Below are 16,820 nucleotides of genomic sequence, written 5' to 3'. Positions count from 1 at the left end.
GCGATGACCAAAAGCGGCAAAATCTGGATGAGCGAGATCACGCCCGAGCGGGCGTCAGTGAACTGCTCCAGGGGTTCGATCTATTCGTCGAACCACTCGGAGAGATAGAAAGGCTTGAAGTAGAAGGCCAGAAAAAAGCCTCTGGCTTTGCGCATCATGGTGGTTTGTCGCGTCCTGTGACAAAGATAGCATCACCTTAGCACGCCCGAATTTTGCCCGGCAAGAGGCAGCCGCAGGGCAGTAGCAAAATCCCGATCATGGTCAAGGCGAGCGGGATCCGTTAGGCTCGAAGCACCTTGCCATCCCATAACAGACCCACAGCGACCGATGAATTTTCTGGCCCATCTCCATCTGGCTGCCCACACCCGAAGCTCTCTCACCGGCAATCTGCTCGGCGATTTCGTCAAAGGCACGCTGCCCACGGGGCTTGCCGCCCACTTCGATGAGGGGATCTGGCTACACCGCAAAATTGACGCTTTCACCGACGGCCACCCCGAGCACAAGGCGGCCGTCGCCTGTTTCGAGGCCCCCTGGCGCCGCTTTGGCGGCATAGTGGTTGATATGATCTACGACCACTGGCTGAGCCTGCACTGGGGACTGTTCAGCACCGAGCCCCTGCCCCGCTTCCTGCAACGCAGTTATGAGCAGCTATTGGCGGATCACCCACGCCTGCCGGACGGACTGCCACCCCCCCTCAAACGGATGGCCGAGCAGAACTGGATCGCCTCCTACCGCCACAGGGAGGGGCTGGGGCAAGCTCTGAATGGCATCGGTCGCCGACTGCGCCGCCCGGTACAACTGGGAGAGGCGCTGCTGACCCTCGATGAATCGCAGTGGCAAACATGCGAGGCGGGGTTTCTGCGCTTCTATCCCCAGCTGATGGCCTTTAGCCAGCAGCAGCTGGCCGAATATCGGGCAGCCCAAGGGGCACAGTGATCCCTCTGGATAGAGCTGCTTCCCCATAAAAAACGCCCCTTGCGGGGCGTTTGTCATCAGTTGGCTTCGTCTTTCTTTTTGCGAATGCTTAAGCCAAGTTCGCGACCACGCAGTCGGGCGTAGTAGATGGTGCCGACAAAAGCGAGAGTGGTGAAGACCAGCTCCACCACCGCCAGCCACCGCTCCCCCTCATCCGTGGTGATCAGGGTGAGGGCGTGGAGGAAATAGGGCATCAACACGAAGTTGCCCCAGGCGTGGGTGTAGGGGTTGCCCTGCACTATCCCCTTGAGGGGGAAGAGCAGCGGCACCGTCCAGATCACCGGCAGCAGCCAGGGGTTGAGGTCCGGGTGGGGTGACAGCCACAGATGCCAGAGGATGACCCAGCCCAGCAGGCCGAAGAAGCCGACCAGAGTCAGCCAACGTGCGAAGCGGGTGCTCACTTGAGGATCTCCAGCACCTGCTCCGGCGGGCGACCAATACGGGCCTGGCCGTTCTTGATGACGATGGGGCGCTCGATCAGCTTGGGATGCTGGTGCATGGTGCGGATGAGGGCATCACCGCTGACATCGGCTAATCCCAGCTCCTTGTAGAGATCCTCCTTGGTGCGCATCAGCTGGCGGGGATCGTCAAAACCAAGCAGAGAGAGCAGGTTGCGGATCTCATCTTCGCTCGGGGCCTGCTCCAGATAGAGCACCACATCAGGGGCGATCCCGTACTGTTCCAGCAGAGCCAGGGTTTCGCGACTCTTGGAGCAGCGCGGATTGTGGTAGATTTGGGTCTCGCTCATGGTAACTCCCTGATTAATCGCAAGATGGGACTAGAAACGGCGCTATTGTAGGGGAAAGTGATGGTCAGGGTAAGCGGCAGTGGAAAGGAATTGAAACGAATTTGTTGGCTGATTGTGGCTGGCCTGCTGGGCGCGTGCACACCCGCCCCCGAATTTACCGATGCAACAGGGCAGTCGGTCAGCCTGCGCAACTTTGCCGGCAAGCCGCTGCTGGTCAACTACTTCGCCCCCTGGTGTGCCCCCTGCCTGCGCGAGATGCCGCGCCTCAACAGGCTGGCAGCGGAGGGCCGGATCACAGTGGTGGCCATCAACTACGACCCGACCACGCCAGCAGAGCTGGACAAGCTGGCTGCGCAGTATCACATCAAGGTGCCGCTCCTTATTGCCAATGAAGATGCCAGGCTCCCCTTCCCTCGCCCAGGCGGCCTGCCCACCAGCTATCTGCTCGATAGCGAGGGCAAGCTCAAGCAGACGCTGGTCGGCGAGCTCGACCAGCAGCAGATCGAGATGCTCAAAGCGACCGCCAGCAGCATGAGTCACTAGCCCATCGCTGCTATCACCGTCCCCCACATCAACGCCACCGCCATAAACAACAAGGGCGCACCGTGGTGCGCCCTTGTTTGATAGGTCAATGCCAGGTTTCGTTAGCCCTTGAGGCTATCGAGATCCTTCTTGGCCCGCTCCAGCTCGGTGATGCGCGCCTCCAGACGAGCCAGGGTCATCCGATCGCTGGTGGTACCGCGTGCCACGATCAGCTCGTCGATGGCCGCCTGATAATCCCCGCGCAGTGCGAGCATCTCGGCCCGCGCCATATGCAGCTCGGTCATTCTGCCCGCCTTGCGATAGGCATCGGCCAGCAGGTTCCAGGCCAGATTGTTCTCCTCATGGGCACGGGCATAGGGGTCAAGGATGGCGATGGACTTCTTGTAGTTGCCGCTCTCGAGGTAGGCGTTGCCGAGGTTGACCACCACCACTTCGTTATCCGGCATCCGGCTGCGGAACTTCTCGAGGCGCGCGATGGCCTGGGCACTGCGCCCCTTGGCCAGATCGATGTCGGTCTGGGCATCGACGATAAAGAGATCTTCCGGATGACGGGCCGCCAGCTCCTGCATCAGGGTATCAGCCTCGTCGGTGCGCTTGAGCTGGATCAGCGCCAGCGCCTTGCCATAGATGGCGGCATCCTTGAGCGGGTAATCCCCCTTCTGGATCCGGCTATCGAAGTAGCTCAGCAGCCCCTGAGGGGTATCGGTACCAAAACGCACCTGAATCCGCACCTTGGCCAGCCAGAAGTCGAGGCTGGGCGGCAAGTCACGGCGGCCATAGCTGCCCGCCCGAGCGCGGGCCTCGCTGATCCGGGTCTCCGGCAGCGGGTGAGTGAGCAGCATCTCCGGCGGCTTGCTTGCGTAACGGTATTCGGCAGCCAGTTTCTGGAAGAAGTTGGCCATCCCCATGGGGTCGAAACCGGCATCATAAAGCGTCTTCATGCCGATGCGATCCGCTTCATATTCGTTGTCGCGGGTGTAGTTGATGGCCGACTGCATGGAGAGGCCCAGCGTGGTCTGCAGCGCGGCGATACCGGCAGTCGGATTGATCACTGCCAGCGCGATGGAGCCCACCAGACCAGCCAGGGTCACTGCCGAGCTGCTCGCCTGCGCTTCCATATAACGGGCGATATGGCGCTGGGTCACGTGGGTGATTTCGTGGGCCAGTACCGAGGCCAGCTCACTCTCGCTGTCGGCGTAGAGGAAGAGGCCGGTGTGCACCTTGACTCGCCCACCGAGGAAGGCGGCCGCGTTGATGCTGGGATCATTGATGAGGAAGAAGGTAAACGGGAAACGTACCCCATCGGCGTTGGTCAGCAATCGCTGACCCAGATCGTCAATGTACTGGCTCAGCACCGGATCATCGATGATCGGCAGACCCGCACGGGCAAAGCGCATAAAAGCGTTGCCGTAACGCACTTCCTGCTCGATGGGCAGGGCAGCAACCCCGGCCGTGCCGATGTCGGGAAGCTGATTGTTGGCCTCGGCATGAAACGTGGCGCCCATCAGGGAAGCCAGCAGGGGAAGCGATGCCATCAGGGGGGAAAAACGTGCCACGTTATCTCTATCTCCATCAGAAAGGGCCTCGGCAGAATACCCTTGCCCATCAAGGGCTACAAGCGTTGTTTCATGCTCTTATCACGGCCATAATAGCGGCCACCTGCCTGATGGAGCCCCCATGGAAATTCTCGACCTGACCCCCTGGCGCTGCCCCGAGCCGCTGATCCGGCTCAAGCTCTGGTTAAGGGGGGCCAAAAGCGGTCAAACCGTCACCATCCGGCTGGCCGATGCGGGCTCCCGGCAGGATATTCCGGCCTATCTGCACCGTCAGGGCCACCATGTCGAGATGCAGCAACAACCGGACAATACCCTCTCTTTGCAGTTGGTTGTCGGGGCGAAACAGCCATCTTGAGCCCCAGTGATGTAAGGATGCAGTCATGTTAGAAGTATTGAAGCGCTGGTATCAGACCCGTTTTTCCGATCCCGATGCCGTTACCCTTTTCCTGTTGCTGGTGTTCTGCTTCACCATCATCTGGCTGTTTGGTGATCTGCTGGCCCCCCTGCTGGTGGCGCTGGTAATGGCCTATCTGCTGGAGTGGCCGGTCGCCCGGCTGCAAAAAGCGGGGCTGTCGCGCACCCTGGCCACCAGCGTCATTCTGATCCTCTTTATTGCAGTGGCGGTGGCCTCCTTGCTGGGTCTTATCCCGACGCTGGTGAGTCAGGGGATCAATCTGGCCAAAGAGGCGCCCGCTATGCTGACTCACGCTCAGGATTATGTGCGCACCCTGCCTGACAAATACCCCGAGCTGATTGATGTCAGTCTGGTGGAGACCGTCATCGACAATATTCGCCAGCGCATCCTCAGTGGCGGCGAGCATCTGGTAAGCGCCTCCCTCAGTTCGCTGGTCAACGTGGTCGCCATCATGATCTACCTCATTCTGGTACCGCTGATGGTCTTCTTTATGCTCAAAGACAAGCGGGTACTGATGGGCAGCCTGCGCCGCTTCCTGCCGCGCAACCGCACCCTGGTCAACCGGGTGTGGGTGGAGATGAACAACCAGATCATCAACTACATCCGCGGCAAGGTGATCGAGATCCTGATCGTCGGCATCGCCACCTATGTCCCCTTCGCCCTGATGGGACTGCGCTACTCGGTGCTGCTGGCGGTCGCGGTCGGCTTTTCGGTGCTGATCCCCTATATCGGCGCCGCCGTGGTGACCGTGCCGGTCGCCATGGTGGCCCTGTTCCAGTGGGGGCTCACCCCCGAGTTCGCCTGGCTGATGGTGGCCTATCTGGTCATTCAGGCTCTCGATGGCAACCTGCTGGTGCCGGTGCTTTTCTCGGAAGCGGTCAACCTCCATCCGGTGGCCATCATCATCGCCGTGCTGGTCTTCGGCGGCTTGTGGGGATTCTGGGGAGTCTTCTTCGCCATTCCCCTCGCCACCCTGGTCAAGGCGGTGATCAATGCCTGGCCAAAACGTGAAGAGATGCCCAGTGCCGCAAAATAACCTGCTTCCCCTGCAATCGTGACAACGGAGTGTCCATGACCTTTTTTCGTCAAATCAGAGCGGCAGGGCTGACGGCCCTGCTCCTCGCTGCCGCCATGCCAGCGCGTGCCGATATCGATCTTGGCGCCATGGACCTGCTCACCAACGACAGCCCTACCAGCCCGGTGCCACAGGGCTTTGTCGCCGGAGCGGCGCTCATCGGGGGACAGGCCCGTTATGAAGCGCAGGACAACGCCCTCTACGCCATCCCGGGCTTTATCTACTTCGGCGACGACTTTATGTTTCTGGGGGATCGGGCCCGCTACTACTTCCACAAGGATGAGAACGTGGCCCTCTACGGCTATGGCCGGGTCCGTTTTGGCAATCTGGATCCCGAGGATTCTCCGGCCTTTACTGGCATGGAGCAGCGAAAATGGCAGCTGGAAGGCGGGATCGGTGGCAACATCATCACCCCCTACGCCCTGCTGACCGTGCGTGCTAACAGCGATGTCACCGGCCGCAGCAAGGGGCAGGAGCTGCTGCTGTGGGCCGATTTCCCCATCCTGCGCGACAACCTGCTGATCATGCCGGGGATGGGGCTGATGCTGCGCAGCGACAAGATGGCCAACTACTACTTCGGCGGCATCTCCGAGAGCGAGGCAACCGCCCAGCGGCCTGCTTGGGATACCGGCACCACCCTATCCCCGATGGCGGCCCTCATCACCAGTTACCGCTTCAGCCCCAACTGGATTGGCATGTTTGCCATGAACTACGAATGGTATGATCGGGACATCAAAAACAGCCCCATCGTCCAGCACGATGGCGAGCTCTATGCGGGTTTTGCGCTGGGCTATATCTGGTAACAGTTATGAGTCTTGAACCGTGAGACACGACCAAACAAAAGGGAGCCCTCGGCTCCCTTTTTCACGGCCATCATCAGGCTGGTAGCACAGCCTGCTCAAGCTGCCTATTCAGGCTTACAGCGTCGCCAGAAAATCGGCCAGGTGCTGATTGACGAAGGACGGATTTTCCAGCGATGAGATGTGGCCAGCCATCGGGATCTCCCTGAACGGGCAACCCAGCACCTCGGCCATCAGATAGCCCTCCAGCACCGGACGGGCCTTGTCTTCGCAGCCTGTCATCACCAGTGCGGGAGTGGTGATCTCCTCCAGCCACTCGATACGATCTTCGCGGGTCACAAAGCTGCGGCCCACCGCCACCATGGCGACAATCTTCTCGTTTGGCCAGGCGGCTAGACGCGCCTTGAAATCGGCCAGCAAGTCGGCATCGGGCTGGTTCGCAAAGAAGATAGGCGCCACCTGTTCGATGATGGGCGCCGGCACGGTGCCGAGCTGCTCGATCATCGCCAGCATGCCGAGGTAGCGCTCGCAGGTGATCTGCGGTTCCAGGCCGACAAAACTATCCATCAGCACCAGACCCTTAAGGCGGTTTGGCACCATGCGCGCCAGCTCCACACCCCACATGCCGCCGATGGAGAGGCCCACCAACACGAACTCCTCAATGCCGAGGGCATCGAGCAGCGCCAGGTGATCCCGCGCCAGCGTCGCCAGGGTGCAGCCACCTTCGGGGAGCAGGTCGGAATCGCCGTGGCCCCACAGCTCGGGAACGATGCAGCGATAGCTGCCCTTGAGCGCCTCGATTTGCGGCGCCCACATGGCGCTGTCCCACAGATAGCTGTGGCCAAACAGCAGTACCGGCCCTTGCCCTTCATCCAGATAGGCCATCCGGCGGCCTGCTATCTCCATAAAATGCTTCATGTTATCTCCTGTTGCCAGCGATGGGCGGGCAGTGTATCACGTCCCCCTTGGCAGGTGACGCCTCCCTGGTGCAAGCTGGCAGTGACTCAAAGAAGTCACCCATGAAAGGATGCCAAAAGGAGAAGCCTATGGCGAAGGAGAAGAGCAAGAAGCGGCCACGTCTGGACAAGAAGTGCTACGAGCACCACCTTGCCCATCTGCAGGAGGAGCTGGTCAAGCTGCAGGAGTGGGTCAAACAGGAGGGACTGAAGGTGGTGGTGCTGTTCGAGGGACGGGACGCCGCCGGTAAAGGGGGCGTCATCAAGGCGATTACCGAACCGCTCAACCCCCGGGTCTGCCGGGTCACGGCGCTGCCCGCCCCCTCCGATCGGGAGCGCTCCCAGTGGTACTTTCAGCGTTATGTGGCCCACCTGCCCGCCGCTGGCGAGATGGTGCTGTTTGACCGCTCCTGGTACAACCGGGCCGGAGTCGAGCGGGTGATGGGATTTTGCAGCGACGCCGAGTATCGCGAGTTTCTGCGCGCCTGCCCCGAGTTTGAGCGGATGCTGATCCGCTCCGGCATCACCTTGATCAAATACTGGTTCTCGGTCAGTGACGAGGAGCAGGAGAAGCGCTTTAAAGAGCGGATCAACACCCCCATCAAGCGCTGGAAATTCAGCCCGATGGATTTGCAGTCCCGCTCGCGCTGGGTGGAGTACTCCCGCGCCAAGGATGACATGTTCACCTACACCGACACCGAGGATTGCCCCTGGTTCGTGGTGGAGGCGGACGACAAGCGCCGTGCCCGCCTCAACTGCATCGCCCATCTGCTGAGCAAGGTGCCCTACGAGGCGATCCACTACGAGCCCATCAAGCTCCCCCCCATCAAGACCGAAGGGTATGAGCGCCCGCCGCTGGCCAGCCAGACCTTTGTGCCCGATATTACCGCCGAACTCGAGGCTTGAACCGGGTTACCTTGCCTATCTGCATGTTCAAATCGCAGGCAATAAAAAGCCGGTCTGACGACCGGCAAAAAGGCATTGATTATTAAGAAAGGAAAACCAGCACAACAAAAAATCAGGTACGGATATATTTGGCGGTACGGGGGAACGCCTGCTCCTTGGCATCGAACAGGTAGCAGGCTTCGGCCGGGATACCCACGCTGTAGGTCTGACCGGTCGCCACATCAACATCCGAGGTGGCCTTGACGGTAAAGTCGTGACCATCCACATCCATATAAACGAAGGACTCGGCGCCCAGGTGCTCGGCCACCTGCACGATCCCGCTCACCTTGCTGTGCGCATGGGGGTGATCCAGCGGCATCAGGTGCTCGGGGCGAATACCCAGCTCCACCTTGTCACCCACAGCGCCACTGCGGGCATCGACCCGAGCCCGCACGGTATCGCCAGAGGTCAACTTGACCAGGCACTCCTGCTCGCCAATCTCCAGCAACTCGCCCGCCAGGAAGTTCATCTTGGGAGAGCCGATAAAGCCCGCCACGAACTTGTTGTCCGGGTTGTGGTAGAGATCCAGCGGTGAACCGAACTGTTCCAGGTTGGTGGCAGCCTCGGCCTTGAGCGGGCTCAGCACCACAATCTTGTCGGCCAGGGTCATCGCTTCCACCTGATCGTGGGTCACGTAGATGATGGTGGAGTTAAGCTCTTTGTGCAGCTTGGCGATCTCGATCCGCATCTTGACCCGCAGCGCGGCATCCAGGTTGGAGAGCGGTTCGTCAAACAGGAACACCTGCGGCTGCTGCACGATGGAGCGACCGATGGCGACCCGCTGACGCTGACCACCGGAGAGCGCCTTGGGCTTTCTGTCCAGCAGCGGCTCAAGACCCAGGATCTCGGCAGCGCGCATCACCCGCTTGTGGATGTTCTCCTTGTCCATTTTCTTGAGCTTCAGACCAAAGGCCATGTTCTCGTAGATGTTCATGTGCGGATAGAGGGCGTAGGACTGGAACACCATGCCGACGTTGCGCTCTACCGGCGGCACGTCGTTCATGTAGCGACCGCCGATGGTCAGCTCACCGCTGGTGATGTCTTCCAGACCCGCGATCATCCGCAGCAGGGTGGATTTACCGCAGCCGGACGGGCCGACGAAGACGATGAATTCGCCCTCCTTGATGGAGAGGTTGATGTTGCGCAGGGTGTCCTTGTGAACAGCCGGATCGTAATTTTTGCGAACGTTGTTGAGTACTACTTCAGCCATGACGAGCTCCGCTCTTGAATCTTTGCAAATCGTGATAGCGGGGGGAGTCAGCTCCCCCGGCCATAAACTTAACCTTTCACACCACCAGCAGTCAGACCACCAACCAACCAGCGCTGTGCCAGCAGGAAGACCACTGTGATGGGGAAACCGGAGAGCACTGCGGCCGCCGCGAAATCACCCCACAGATAGTTCTGCGGATAGAGGTACTGCTGGGCCCCGACCGCCAGGGTCAGATTGTTCACATCCTGCAACAGGATGGAGGCCATGGGCACCTCGGTAATGGAACCGATAAAGGCCAGAATAAACACTACCGCCAGGATGGGCACCGACAGAGGCAACAGGATCAGACGGAATGCCTGCCACGGGGTCGCCCCGTCGATGGCCGCAGCCTCCTCCAGGGAGGAGTCGATGGTCTCGAAGTAGCCCTTGATGGTCCAGACGTGGAGGGCAATCCCCCCCATGTACGCCAGGATCAGGCCACCGTGGGTGTTGAGACCGAGCCAAGGGATGTAGTCACCAATCTTGTTAAAGAGCGCGTAGATGGCTACCAGCGCCAACACCGCCGGGAACATCTGGAAAATCAGCATGCCCTGCAGGATGGTGGACTTGCCACGAAAACGCAGGCGGGCAAAGGCGTAAGCACAGGTGGTGGAGAGCGTCACGATCATCAGGGCAGTGATGCCGGCGATCTTGATGGAGTTCCACAACCAGGTCAGCACCGGGAACGGCGGCGGCGTGATGCTGCCGTCGGCGTTGGTGATGGACATGCCCAGCGCCAGCTTCCAGTGATCCAGCGTCGGATTGGAGGGGATGATCTCCCCTACCGCGAAGTTACCGTTACGGAACGAGATGGCGATAACCATGATCAACGGGAAGATGATCAGCGCCAGGAAGCCCCACATGACCAGGTGGGTTGCCCACACCCGGTATTTGACTGATTTGGGTTGTACGATTGCCATGTTGAAGCCTCCTTACAGCTGCTTGTCGGCTTTGGACAATTTCAGGTTGAGCAGCGCCAGTGCACCCACGATGAGGAAGATGGCTGTGGCGATGGCACTGGCCAGACCGTAGTCCTGACCACCCGATCCCTGGAACGCAATCCGGTAGGTATAACTCACCAGCAGGTCGGTGGTACCGGCCGGGGTGCTGGCGCCGATGATGTCGGGCGCACCGTTGGTCAACAACTGGATAAGCACGAAGTTGTTGAAGTTGAACGCGAACGAGGCAATCAACAGCGGTGTCAGCGGCTTCATCAGCAGCGGCACGGTGATCTTGAAGAAATTCTGTACCGGACCGGCACCATCCATGGCGGACGCTTCATAGAGATCTTCCGGAATGGCTTTGAGCAGGCCCATGCAGAGGATCATCATGTAGGGGTAGCCGAGCCAGGTGTTGACAATCAGGATCATCACCTTGGCCAGGAAGGGGTTGGTATACCAGTCCGGCTTGATGCCAAACGCCGCTTCCAGGAACATGTTGATCTCACCGAAGTTCTGGTTGAACAACCCCTTGAACACCAGGATGGAGATAAACGCCGGGATCGCATAGGGCAGGATCAACATGACCCGATAGAAACCGCGCCCCTTGAGCTCTTCCCACTGCACCAGACAGGCCAGCACCATGCCGATAGCCAGGGTGAAGGCGACAGAACAGGTTGAGAAGATCACGGTCCAGATGAAGATCTGCAGGAAGGGTGACTGGATGCCCGGATCGGTGACGATGCGCGCGAAGTTCTTCCAACCGACGCTCACCACAAAGCCCGGAGCAATACCCTTGCCGACAAACTGACCCTGTTCGTCGATGTACTGATAGAAGCCGGTCTCGCCATTGGGCAGCATCAGCTCGCCATTCTGGGTATCACGCAGCAGGTTGCTGTCTTTGATCACCACGCCGGACTTGAGCACGGCACCATCCATCAGACGGGTGTAGTGCTGCTTCTGGGCGGCAAACTTGCGCAGACTGCTCAGGGTCAGGTGGGTACCGCCATCCGGCAGCACCAGATCAAGGTCACTCAGGTGAGTACGATGCTCAACAATGGCGCGGATCGGTGCGGCCTTGCTGGCCGCTTCGCCGGTGAAGGGCTGCAGCTCGACCACTTGCTGGGTGTTCTGCACACGGCCCTCGCGGGACGCCAGCTCACGGGCCTTGTTGGTCATCAGGGAAACAGGTTGGCTGATAAAGGATTGATCATCCTGTGTCAGCAGCAGCTGGAACTGGCCGTTGTCGCCACCCAGCAGGGTAAAATCGAATTCACCGCCCGCCACCTTGTAGGTTTTCTTCAGGTGGTAGTCCCGCGCCTGCTCCACGGAGAGCAAGTTGGACCCCGAATAGTTGGTGAAGGCAATGCCAATGGTGTAGGCAAGAGGGAAGATGATAAACACAACCATGCCCGCAACACCCGGAAAGATGTAGCGATGGGCATAGGTCTTCTTGTTCATGAAGACATACAGACCGACGGAAACCACCACCAGATCCAGCAGCGCGAATACCCACTCGCCACTGGCGTACATCATCACGGCTGCGTAGCCGTTGAGGATGGCAACCAGGGCCGCTATGGTCCACTTAAGCCAGGTGTGCTTATCCTTCGGACCGGCATAGGACTCAACAGAAGGTACTACTTCCATGCCAATTAACCTTTATAACGCCAAGAGAGATTTGAGAGAGTGGGAGGCCATGACGGCCTCCCGGGTAGTGCGTGCTTACTGAACGATACGCTTGGCAGCGGTATCCAGAGCTTCGTCAACACCCTGACGACCGGAGGTCACGTTCTTGAGGGCAGTTTCGAAGGAAGACCAGAAACGGCTCATCTCGGGAACGGATGGCATCGGCTCGCCAGCTTGGGCGTTCAGCATGGTGGCCTTGATGTGCGGATCGGATTCCAGGGTCTTCTGGAAGGATTTCAGCGCAACGGCACCCAGCGGCTTGTCGGCGTTAACCGGCGCCAGACCGGCATCAGTCAGCAGGTAGTTTTCCAGGAACTCGATAGCCAGATCCTTGTTCGGGCTGGCGGCGTTGATGGTGGCACCCAGTACGCCAACGAAGGCTTTGGCCGGCTTGCCGTTCAGGGTCGGCAGCGGCGCTACGCCGTACTTGATGCCGCTCTTGTCCAGGTTGCTCCAGGCCCAGGGACCGTTGATCATCATGGCCACTTCGCCCTTGTTGAACTTGGCGTCCATCACACCGTAGTCGATGCCTTTTTCCAGGTGACCGGACTTGATCATCTCGGAGATGTAGCCCACGCCCATCTTGGCACCTGCGTTGTTCACGCCGGTATCTTTAACGTCATAACCGGTAGCGGTTTTCTTGAAGGCGTAACCACCGTTGGCAGCCACCAGCGGATAGCTGAAGTACGGGGTGTCATAAGCCCACATGATGGCGCGCTTGCCGTTTTTCTTCAGAGTCTCGTCAATCTTGGCGATCTCTTCGAAGGTTTTCGGCGGCTCGGGCAACAGGTCCTTGTTATAAATCAGGCTGACTGCTTCCATGGCAACCGGGTAGCCATAGGTTTTGCCATCAACAGTCATGGCATCCCATGCCAGCTGTTCAAATTTGCCTTTGGTGGCAGCGTTCGGCGTTACCGGAACCAGCAAACCGGCTTTGACCCACTCACCGTAACGGTCGTGAGCCCAGAAGAAGATGTCCGGGCCGTTGCCAGTGGCGGCGGCTTGCTGGAATTTCACTTCAACCTGATCCGGGTGAGCCACAGTAACCTTGATGCCGGTTTCTGCTTCAAACTTCTTACCCACTTCAGCCAGACCGTTGTATCCCTTGTCACCGTTGATCCAGATGGTCAGCTGGCCTTCATCGATGGCAGCAGTAGCAGAGCAAGCGACGCCAAGAGTGGCCAGACCGATCAGGGATGACAGCAATTTCTTTTTCATGAGCCTTTCCTTGTATTAGTTCCGCGCTGTAAGAGCATTGTGTGCGAGATGAATATTATCCCAAGCGGCAAACGGCTCACATGACGCAACTCGCATTTTTGAAATGCAATTACGTATTTCCTTCCAGAAAGTTTTGAAAACATTTTCTTATTTCAGGGAATTACGGCCATTTATCGGCTTAATTCCAGACAACCACAGAATAATAATTACCAAAATGAAATAAAATTTCATGAGTGAAAGGGTTTTCACCTCAATGAAAACCCTTTCAGATGGTTTATTTTGTTTGATTTGTTAACAAAGTACCGCGCCAGTTTCGAGGTCTGCCCTGGCGCAATAAAAAAAGAGACCCCGCCGGGGCGGAGTCTCTTTTTGCCAGAAATGACGAGTTGATCACACTCGGGAGCATGACTACGACTGGCGCAGCAGCTGATCCTTAAGATTGGGCGGCACACCCTTGATGGTCAGGGTGTCGGTCTGAGGGTCGTAAAAGATCCGGCTGTTCAACAGCTTCTGCTCAAAGCTCAGAGTCAGACCGCCGCCGGAGCCAACAAACTTGGTCAAACCACGCAGGGTAGAGCGATCCGCCGGGAAACGCTCTTCCAGCTCATACTCCTGACCGATAAAGCTGTAAAAATCGAGGTCACCGTCGCCAGGCAATTCTGCAGACAGCTCCTTGATTTCGATCTCTTCACCGGCACTCGCCTGTTCGGTGCAATATTTGAAGACCTGCTTTTTATAGTCATTGCGCTCGGTCGGTTCGAGCTGACGACTGTCGCAATAATCTTCGACCGCCTGCAGCAAGCCTTTATTTTGTACCTTGGCATCCATGCCCTCGCGGGCACCCAGCAGATCCATAAAGAAGTCGCCCAGTTTGCGACCAATGCGCCCCTTGCTGAAGGTGATATAGCGGCGCGAATCAGGTTGGGTTTTCCATTCGGTCAAATCAATGCGGGCCACCAGATTGAGTTTGCCGATATCCAGATACTGGATATGGCGTAATTCCAGCGCTTCGCTGACGGTGACGCTCTCCTTGCCCTCCAGCAGAGCAATCAGCAGATAATCGACCCCGACGTAGTTATATTTGGCAAACAGCAGCACCCCCTGCTCATCGAGGGCATGCTCCACCAGCTGCTTGACCAGCATCTGGGTCACGGTGACCGAGAAGGGAACGAATTCGGTCTGCTCGTCGAGCAGCTGTTCGAGGGCGATACGAAACGCGGGTGAAGGCTGCTTGGGAGCCTCTTCACCGTCGGCCAGCTCGGCGACGGCGGCCTCGGGGTCAGCAAAGAAGCCAAAGCCCTTGCCGCCCTTGCCGTTGTAGATCCGATGCAGTTCCGCCATCAGTCCCTGTACCGCCTCATCAGGGGGCAGGGTCTGGCTGCGGGTATCGGCGTGGGGTTGACCATCGCCGCCCTGGCGCAAGGAGTGAAGAATGATCTTGTCGATATCGAGACTCATGTCACAAAGCCATAGTGTTAGCCGAAAGGGTGAAGTATTATAAGGCGCTTTGAACCGAGATGAACTGAAGATTATGCCTATCGTATCAAAGTACAATAACGAGCAATTTGACGCCCTGATGAACGACCTGATCACCGCGCTGGAAAAGCATAAAGCGCCGGTGGATCTCAGCCTTATGGTGCTTGGCAATCTGACCACCAATATCATCAACGGTATGGCACCGGCCCAGCGCCAGGCCATCACTGAAAAGTTTGTCCAGGCCCTGACCGCATCGGTCGATAATCGCCACGACGCACACTGAGTCCCCGACTCTGTTGATTTGACGTTTCTCAACGCAGATGGATCACTATGGTCGAAACCGGTAACCCCTATCGTGATAATGTCTCTCGCCTGATCACCTGGGGGCATTGGTTCTCCTTCTTCAACATTATTCTGGCCATGCTCATCGCCACCCGTTATCTGGGTGCCATCAGCTGGCCATCGACCACGCTTGGCGTGATCTATCTCGTTGTAAGCTGGATTGGCCACTTCTCGTTTCTGAGTTTTGTCACCTACCTGTTGACGATCTTCCCGCTCAGCTTCGTGCTGCCCAAGGAGAAGTCGTTGCGGTTCATCTCGGCCATCATCGCTACCCTGGCGCTGGTGCTGCTGCTGATCGACACCCAGGTATTCCGGCTGTTCAAGTTCCACCTCAACAGTCAGGTATGGCAGTTGCTGCTGGATCAGGCGCAAACCGAAGAGGGCTCAATCTGGAGCATCATCTTCGTTGCCGTGCCCACCATCTTCCTGCTGCAACTGCTGCTGTCGGCCTATGTCTGGCGCAAGATCAACAAGCGCAAGCGCCGCCAGTACGGCAATCAGGTGGGGCTGGCCCTGCTGATCTGCTTTATTCTGACCCACGTGGTCAACAGCTGGGCGGATGCGACCCTCTATCAGCCGATCACCATGCAGAGAGCCAACTTCCCCCTCTCCTACCCCATGACGGCCCGCTCCTTCCTGGCCAAACATGGCTGGCTGGATCTGGATCAGTACGAGAAGCAGGCTGCTTCCCAGGGGGATAACAGCGACAGCCGGATGCACTATCCGCTGCGCCCGCTCAACGTCAACGCCCCCCTGACTCACAACAATCTGCTGATTGTGGTGGTCGATTCTCTGCGCTTTGACATGCTCAACAACATCAACATGCCCAATCTGCAGCGCTATGCGGATCAGCATCTGACGTTCCGCAATCACCTGAGTGGCGGCAACGACGACCTGATGGGCATGTTCAGCCTCTTCTACGGGTTGCCCGGTCACTACTACAAGGAGATCAGCAGCGACAAGCGTCCGCCGGTACTGTTCGACGAGATGCTGCGCCAGGATTACCAGTTCGGGCTGTTCGGCGCGATGGAAGATGCCCAGAAGTATCGCAAGAGCATCCTCGCCGGTCTGCGCAAACAGGTGTTTGTCTCCGAACAGAGTGACGATGGCAAGCTGCTGACCGACTGGCAACAGTGGCTGGAGAAGCGCTCTCCCGAGCGCCCCTGGTTCTCGCTGGTCTATCTCTCGAGTCCCGGCGACTACCAGTTGCCCGCCACCATGAAGGGGCCGTTCCAACCGGAGCTTGCCAACTTCAATCCGGCGACCGCCTATCGGGCGGAGAACCTGCAAAAACTGGAAAACCGCTACAAGAACTCGGTCTTCTATACCGACCAGTTGCTTGAGCAGATGCTGACCAAATTGCAGTCGCAGGGGATGGACAGCAACACCATCGTCGTCATCACCTCCAACCACGGTCAGGAGTTCAACGACACCCGCAGCAACAGCTGGGGCGCAGGCAGCAACTACTCACCCTATCAGGTGCAGGTACCGCTGGTACTGGCCTGGCCGGGGCGCGGCAGTGACGTTCGGGAACAACCGAGCAGCCATTTCGATCTGGCGCCGACCCTGATGCAGGGGATGCTGGGCGTGCGCAATCCGGCGCGCGATTACAGCATTGGCCGCTCGCTGTTTGATACCAGCCCGCGCAACTGGCTGCTGGCCGGGGATCAGAATGACTTCGCCATCTATGAAGGGGAGACCATCACCCACTTCAACAAGCAGGGTGACTTCGAACTGCTGGAACGCAACAGCTATCGCCCGATCAAGCACGGCACCCCGGATATGGGCGCCATGATCCAGGTGATGAACGAGCTGAACCGCTTCTATCGCAACCAGTGAATATCGCAACCAGTGAAGCGCCCTTTGATGGCTTGATACCATAAAAAACGCCCCGAATT

At 58.4% G+C, this 16,820-nt stretch carries 17 protein-coding genes; 8 read left to right on the top strand and 9 right to left on the bottom strand.

The window, feature by feature from the left end; genetic code table 11:
* Positions 1 to 327 precede the first annotated feature (327 nt).
* The gene (locus AB5Z09_RS21240) at positions 328 to 936 is read left to right on the top strand and encodes an ACP phosphodiesterase (protein ID WP_368196176.1); all 609 of its coding nucleotides are present in this window, start codon (positions 328 to 330) and stop codon (positions 934 to 936) included.
* A gap of 56 nt (positions 937 to 992) precedes the next feature.
* Here AB5Z09_RS21240 and AB5Z09_RS21235 read toward each other — a convergent pair whose 3' ends face one another.
* Both AB5Z09_RS21235 and arsC read right to left on the bottom strand, forming a co-directional pair.
* The gene (locus AB5Z09_RS21235; RefSeq protein WP_005333836.1) at positions 993 to 1,376 is read right to left on the bottom strand and encodes a DUF2069 domain-containing protein; all 384 of its coding nucleotides are present in this window, start codon (positions 1,374 to 1,376) and stop codon (positions 993 to 995) included.
* Positions 1,373 to 1,723, bottom strand: a complete 351-nt coding sequence (arsC, locus tag AB5Z09_RS21230) for an arsenate reductase (glutaredoxin) (RefSeq protein WP_368196175.1) — start codon at positions 1,721 to 1,723, stop codon at positions 1,373 to 1,375. Before arsC ends, AB5Z09_RS21235 begins: the two co-directional genes overlap by 4 nt.
* Before the next feature lie 60 nt (positions 1,724 to 1,783).
* On the opposite strand from arsC, the gene AB5Z09_RS21225 reads away from it, so the two are divergent.
* Entirely contained in the window at positions 1,784 to 2,266 is a 483-nt protein-coding gene (locus AB5Z09_RS21225; protein WP_368196173.1) for a TlpA family protein disulfide reductase, read from the top strand.
* Between the two features lie 101 nt (positions 2,267 to 2,367).
* Here the strand turns inward: AB5Z09_RS21225 and AB5Z09_RS21220 are convergent, their stop codons facing one another.
* Complete coding sequence (locus AB5Z09_RS21220) at positions 2,368 to 3,822, bottom strand: M48 family metalloprotease (protein ID WP_005333848.1); 1,455 nt, start codon at positions 3,820 to 3,822, stop codon at positions 2,368 to 2,370.
* Positions 3,823 to 3,943: 121 nt separating this feature from the next.
* Between AB5Z09_RS21220 and AB5Z09_RS21215 the strand changes: the two genes are divergently transcribed.
* The 3 genes from AB5Z09_RS21215 to AB5Z09_RS21205 are packed head-to-tail and all read left to right on the top strand — an operon-like array spanning position 3,944 to position 6,115.
* On the top strand, positions 3,944 to 4,177 hold the full coding sequence (locus AB5Z09_RS21215; RefSeq protein WP_005361432.1) for a sulfurtransferase TusA family protein: 234 nt from the start codon (positions 3,944 to 3,946) through the stop codon (positions 4,175 to 4,177).
* Positions 4,178 to 4,202: 25 nt separating this feature from the next.
* Positions 4,203 to 5,273, top strand: a complete 1,071-nt coding sequence (locus AB5Z09_RS21210; RefSeq protein WP_005352935.1) for an AI-2E family transporter — start codon at positions 4,203 to 4,205, stop codon at positions 5,271 to 5,273.
* A gap of 35 nt (positions 5,274 to 5,308) precedes the next feature.
* Positions 5,309 to 6,115 (top strand): MipA/OmpV family protein, encoded by an 807-nt coding sequence (locus AB5Z09_RS21205; protein WP_139405323.1) that lies wholly within the window; start codon positions 5,309 to 5,311, stop codon positions 6,113 to 6,115.
* A 114-nt stretch (positions 6,116 to 6,229) separates the two neighbouring features.
* On the opposite strand, the gene AB5Z09_RS21200 is transcribed toward AB5Z09_RS21205, so the two are convergent.
* Entirely contained in the window at positions 6,230 to 7,030 is an 801-nt protein-coding gene (locus AB5Z09_RS21200) for an alpha/beta fold hydrolase (protein WP_368196171.1), read from the bottom strand.
* Positions 7,031 to 7,158: 128 nt separating this feature from the next.
* On the opposite strand from AB5Z09_RS21200, the gene ppk2 reads away from it, so the two are divergent.
* Positions 7,159 to 7,974 (top strand): polyphosphate kinase 2, encoded by an 816-nt coding sequence (ppk2, locus tag AB5Z09_RS21195; protein WP_005361444.1) that lies wholly within the window; start codon positions 7,159 to 7,161, stop codon positions 7,972 to 7,974.
* Positions 7,975 to 8,086: 112 nt separating this feature from the next.
* On the opposite strand, the gene AB5Z09_RS21190 is transcribed toward ppk2, so the two are convergent.
* The 5 genes from AB5Z09_RS21190 to yejK form a co-directional block, all read right to left on the bottom strand.
* A complete protein-coding gene (locus AB5Z09_RS21190; RefSeq protein ID WP_005333867.1) occupies positions 8,087 to 9,223 on the bottom strand; it encodes an ABC transporter ATP-binding protein in 1,137 nt (378 codons plus the stop codon).
* A 68-nt stretch (positions 9,224 to 9,291) separates the two neighbouring features.
* A complete protein-coding gene (malG, locus tag AB5Z09_RS21185; protein ID WP_005333868.1) occupies positions 9,292 to 10,182 on the bottom strand; it encodes a maltose ABC transporter permease MalG in 891 nt (296 codons plus the stop codon).
* A 12-nt stretch (positions 10,183 to 10,194) separates the two neighbouring features.
* A complete protein-coding gene (gene malF, locus AB5Z09_RS21180) occupies positions 10,195 to 11,847 on the bottom strand; it encodes a maltose ABC transporter permease MalF (RefSeq protein ID WP_005333870.1) in 1,653 nt (550 codons plus the stop codon).
* A 75-nt stretch (positions 11,848 to 11,922) separates the two neighbouring features.
* The gene (gene malE / locus AB5Z09_RS21175) at positions 11,923 to 13,104 is read right to left on the bottom strand and encodes a maltose/maltodextrin ABC transporter substrate-binding protein MalE (RefSeq protein WP_005333871.1); all 1,182 of its coding nucleotides are present in this window, start codon (positions 13,102 to 13,104) and stop codon (positions 11,923 to 11,925) included.
* Between the two features lie 408 nt (positions 13,105 to 13,512).
* The gene (gene yejK, locus AB5Z09_RS21170) at positions 13,513 to 14,562 is read right to left on the bottom strand and encodes a nucleoid-associated protein YejK (RefSeq protein ID WP_005333872.1); all 1,050 of its coding nucleotides are present in this window, start codon (positions 14,560 to 14,562) and stop codon (positions 13,513 to 13,515) included.
* Between the two features lie 73 nt (positions 14,563 to 14,635).
* Between yejK and AB5Z09_RS21165 the strand changes: the two genes are divergently transcribed.
* Positions 14,636 to 14,863, top strand: coding sequence for a YejL family protein (locus tag AB5Z09_RS21165; protein ID WP_005333874.1), 228 nt, complete (start codon positions 14,636 to 14,638; stop codon positions 14,861 to 14,863).
* 47 nt (positions 14,864 to 14,910) lie between these two features.
* Positions 14,911 to 16,761, top strand: coding sequence for a DUF3413 domain-containing protein (locus tag AB5Z09_RS21160; RefSeq protein WP_368196170.1), 1,851 nt, complete (start codon positions 14,911 to 14,913; stop codon positions 16,759 to 16,761).
* The last annotated feature ends 59 nt before the right edge of the window (positions 16,762 to 16,820 follow it).

Origin of the sequence: Aeromonas sp. R2-2 (genome assembly GCF_040908355.1) — a bacterium.
GTDB lineage: Bacteria > Pseudomonadota > Gammaproteobacteria > Enterobacterales > Aeromonadaceae > Aeromonas > Aeromonas veronii.
Note: the sequence above shows the minus strand (reverse complement) of the source record. Positions and strands in the feature narration are given on the sequence as shown.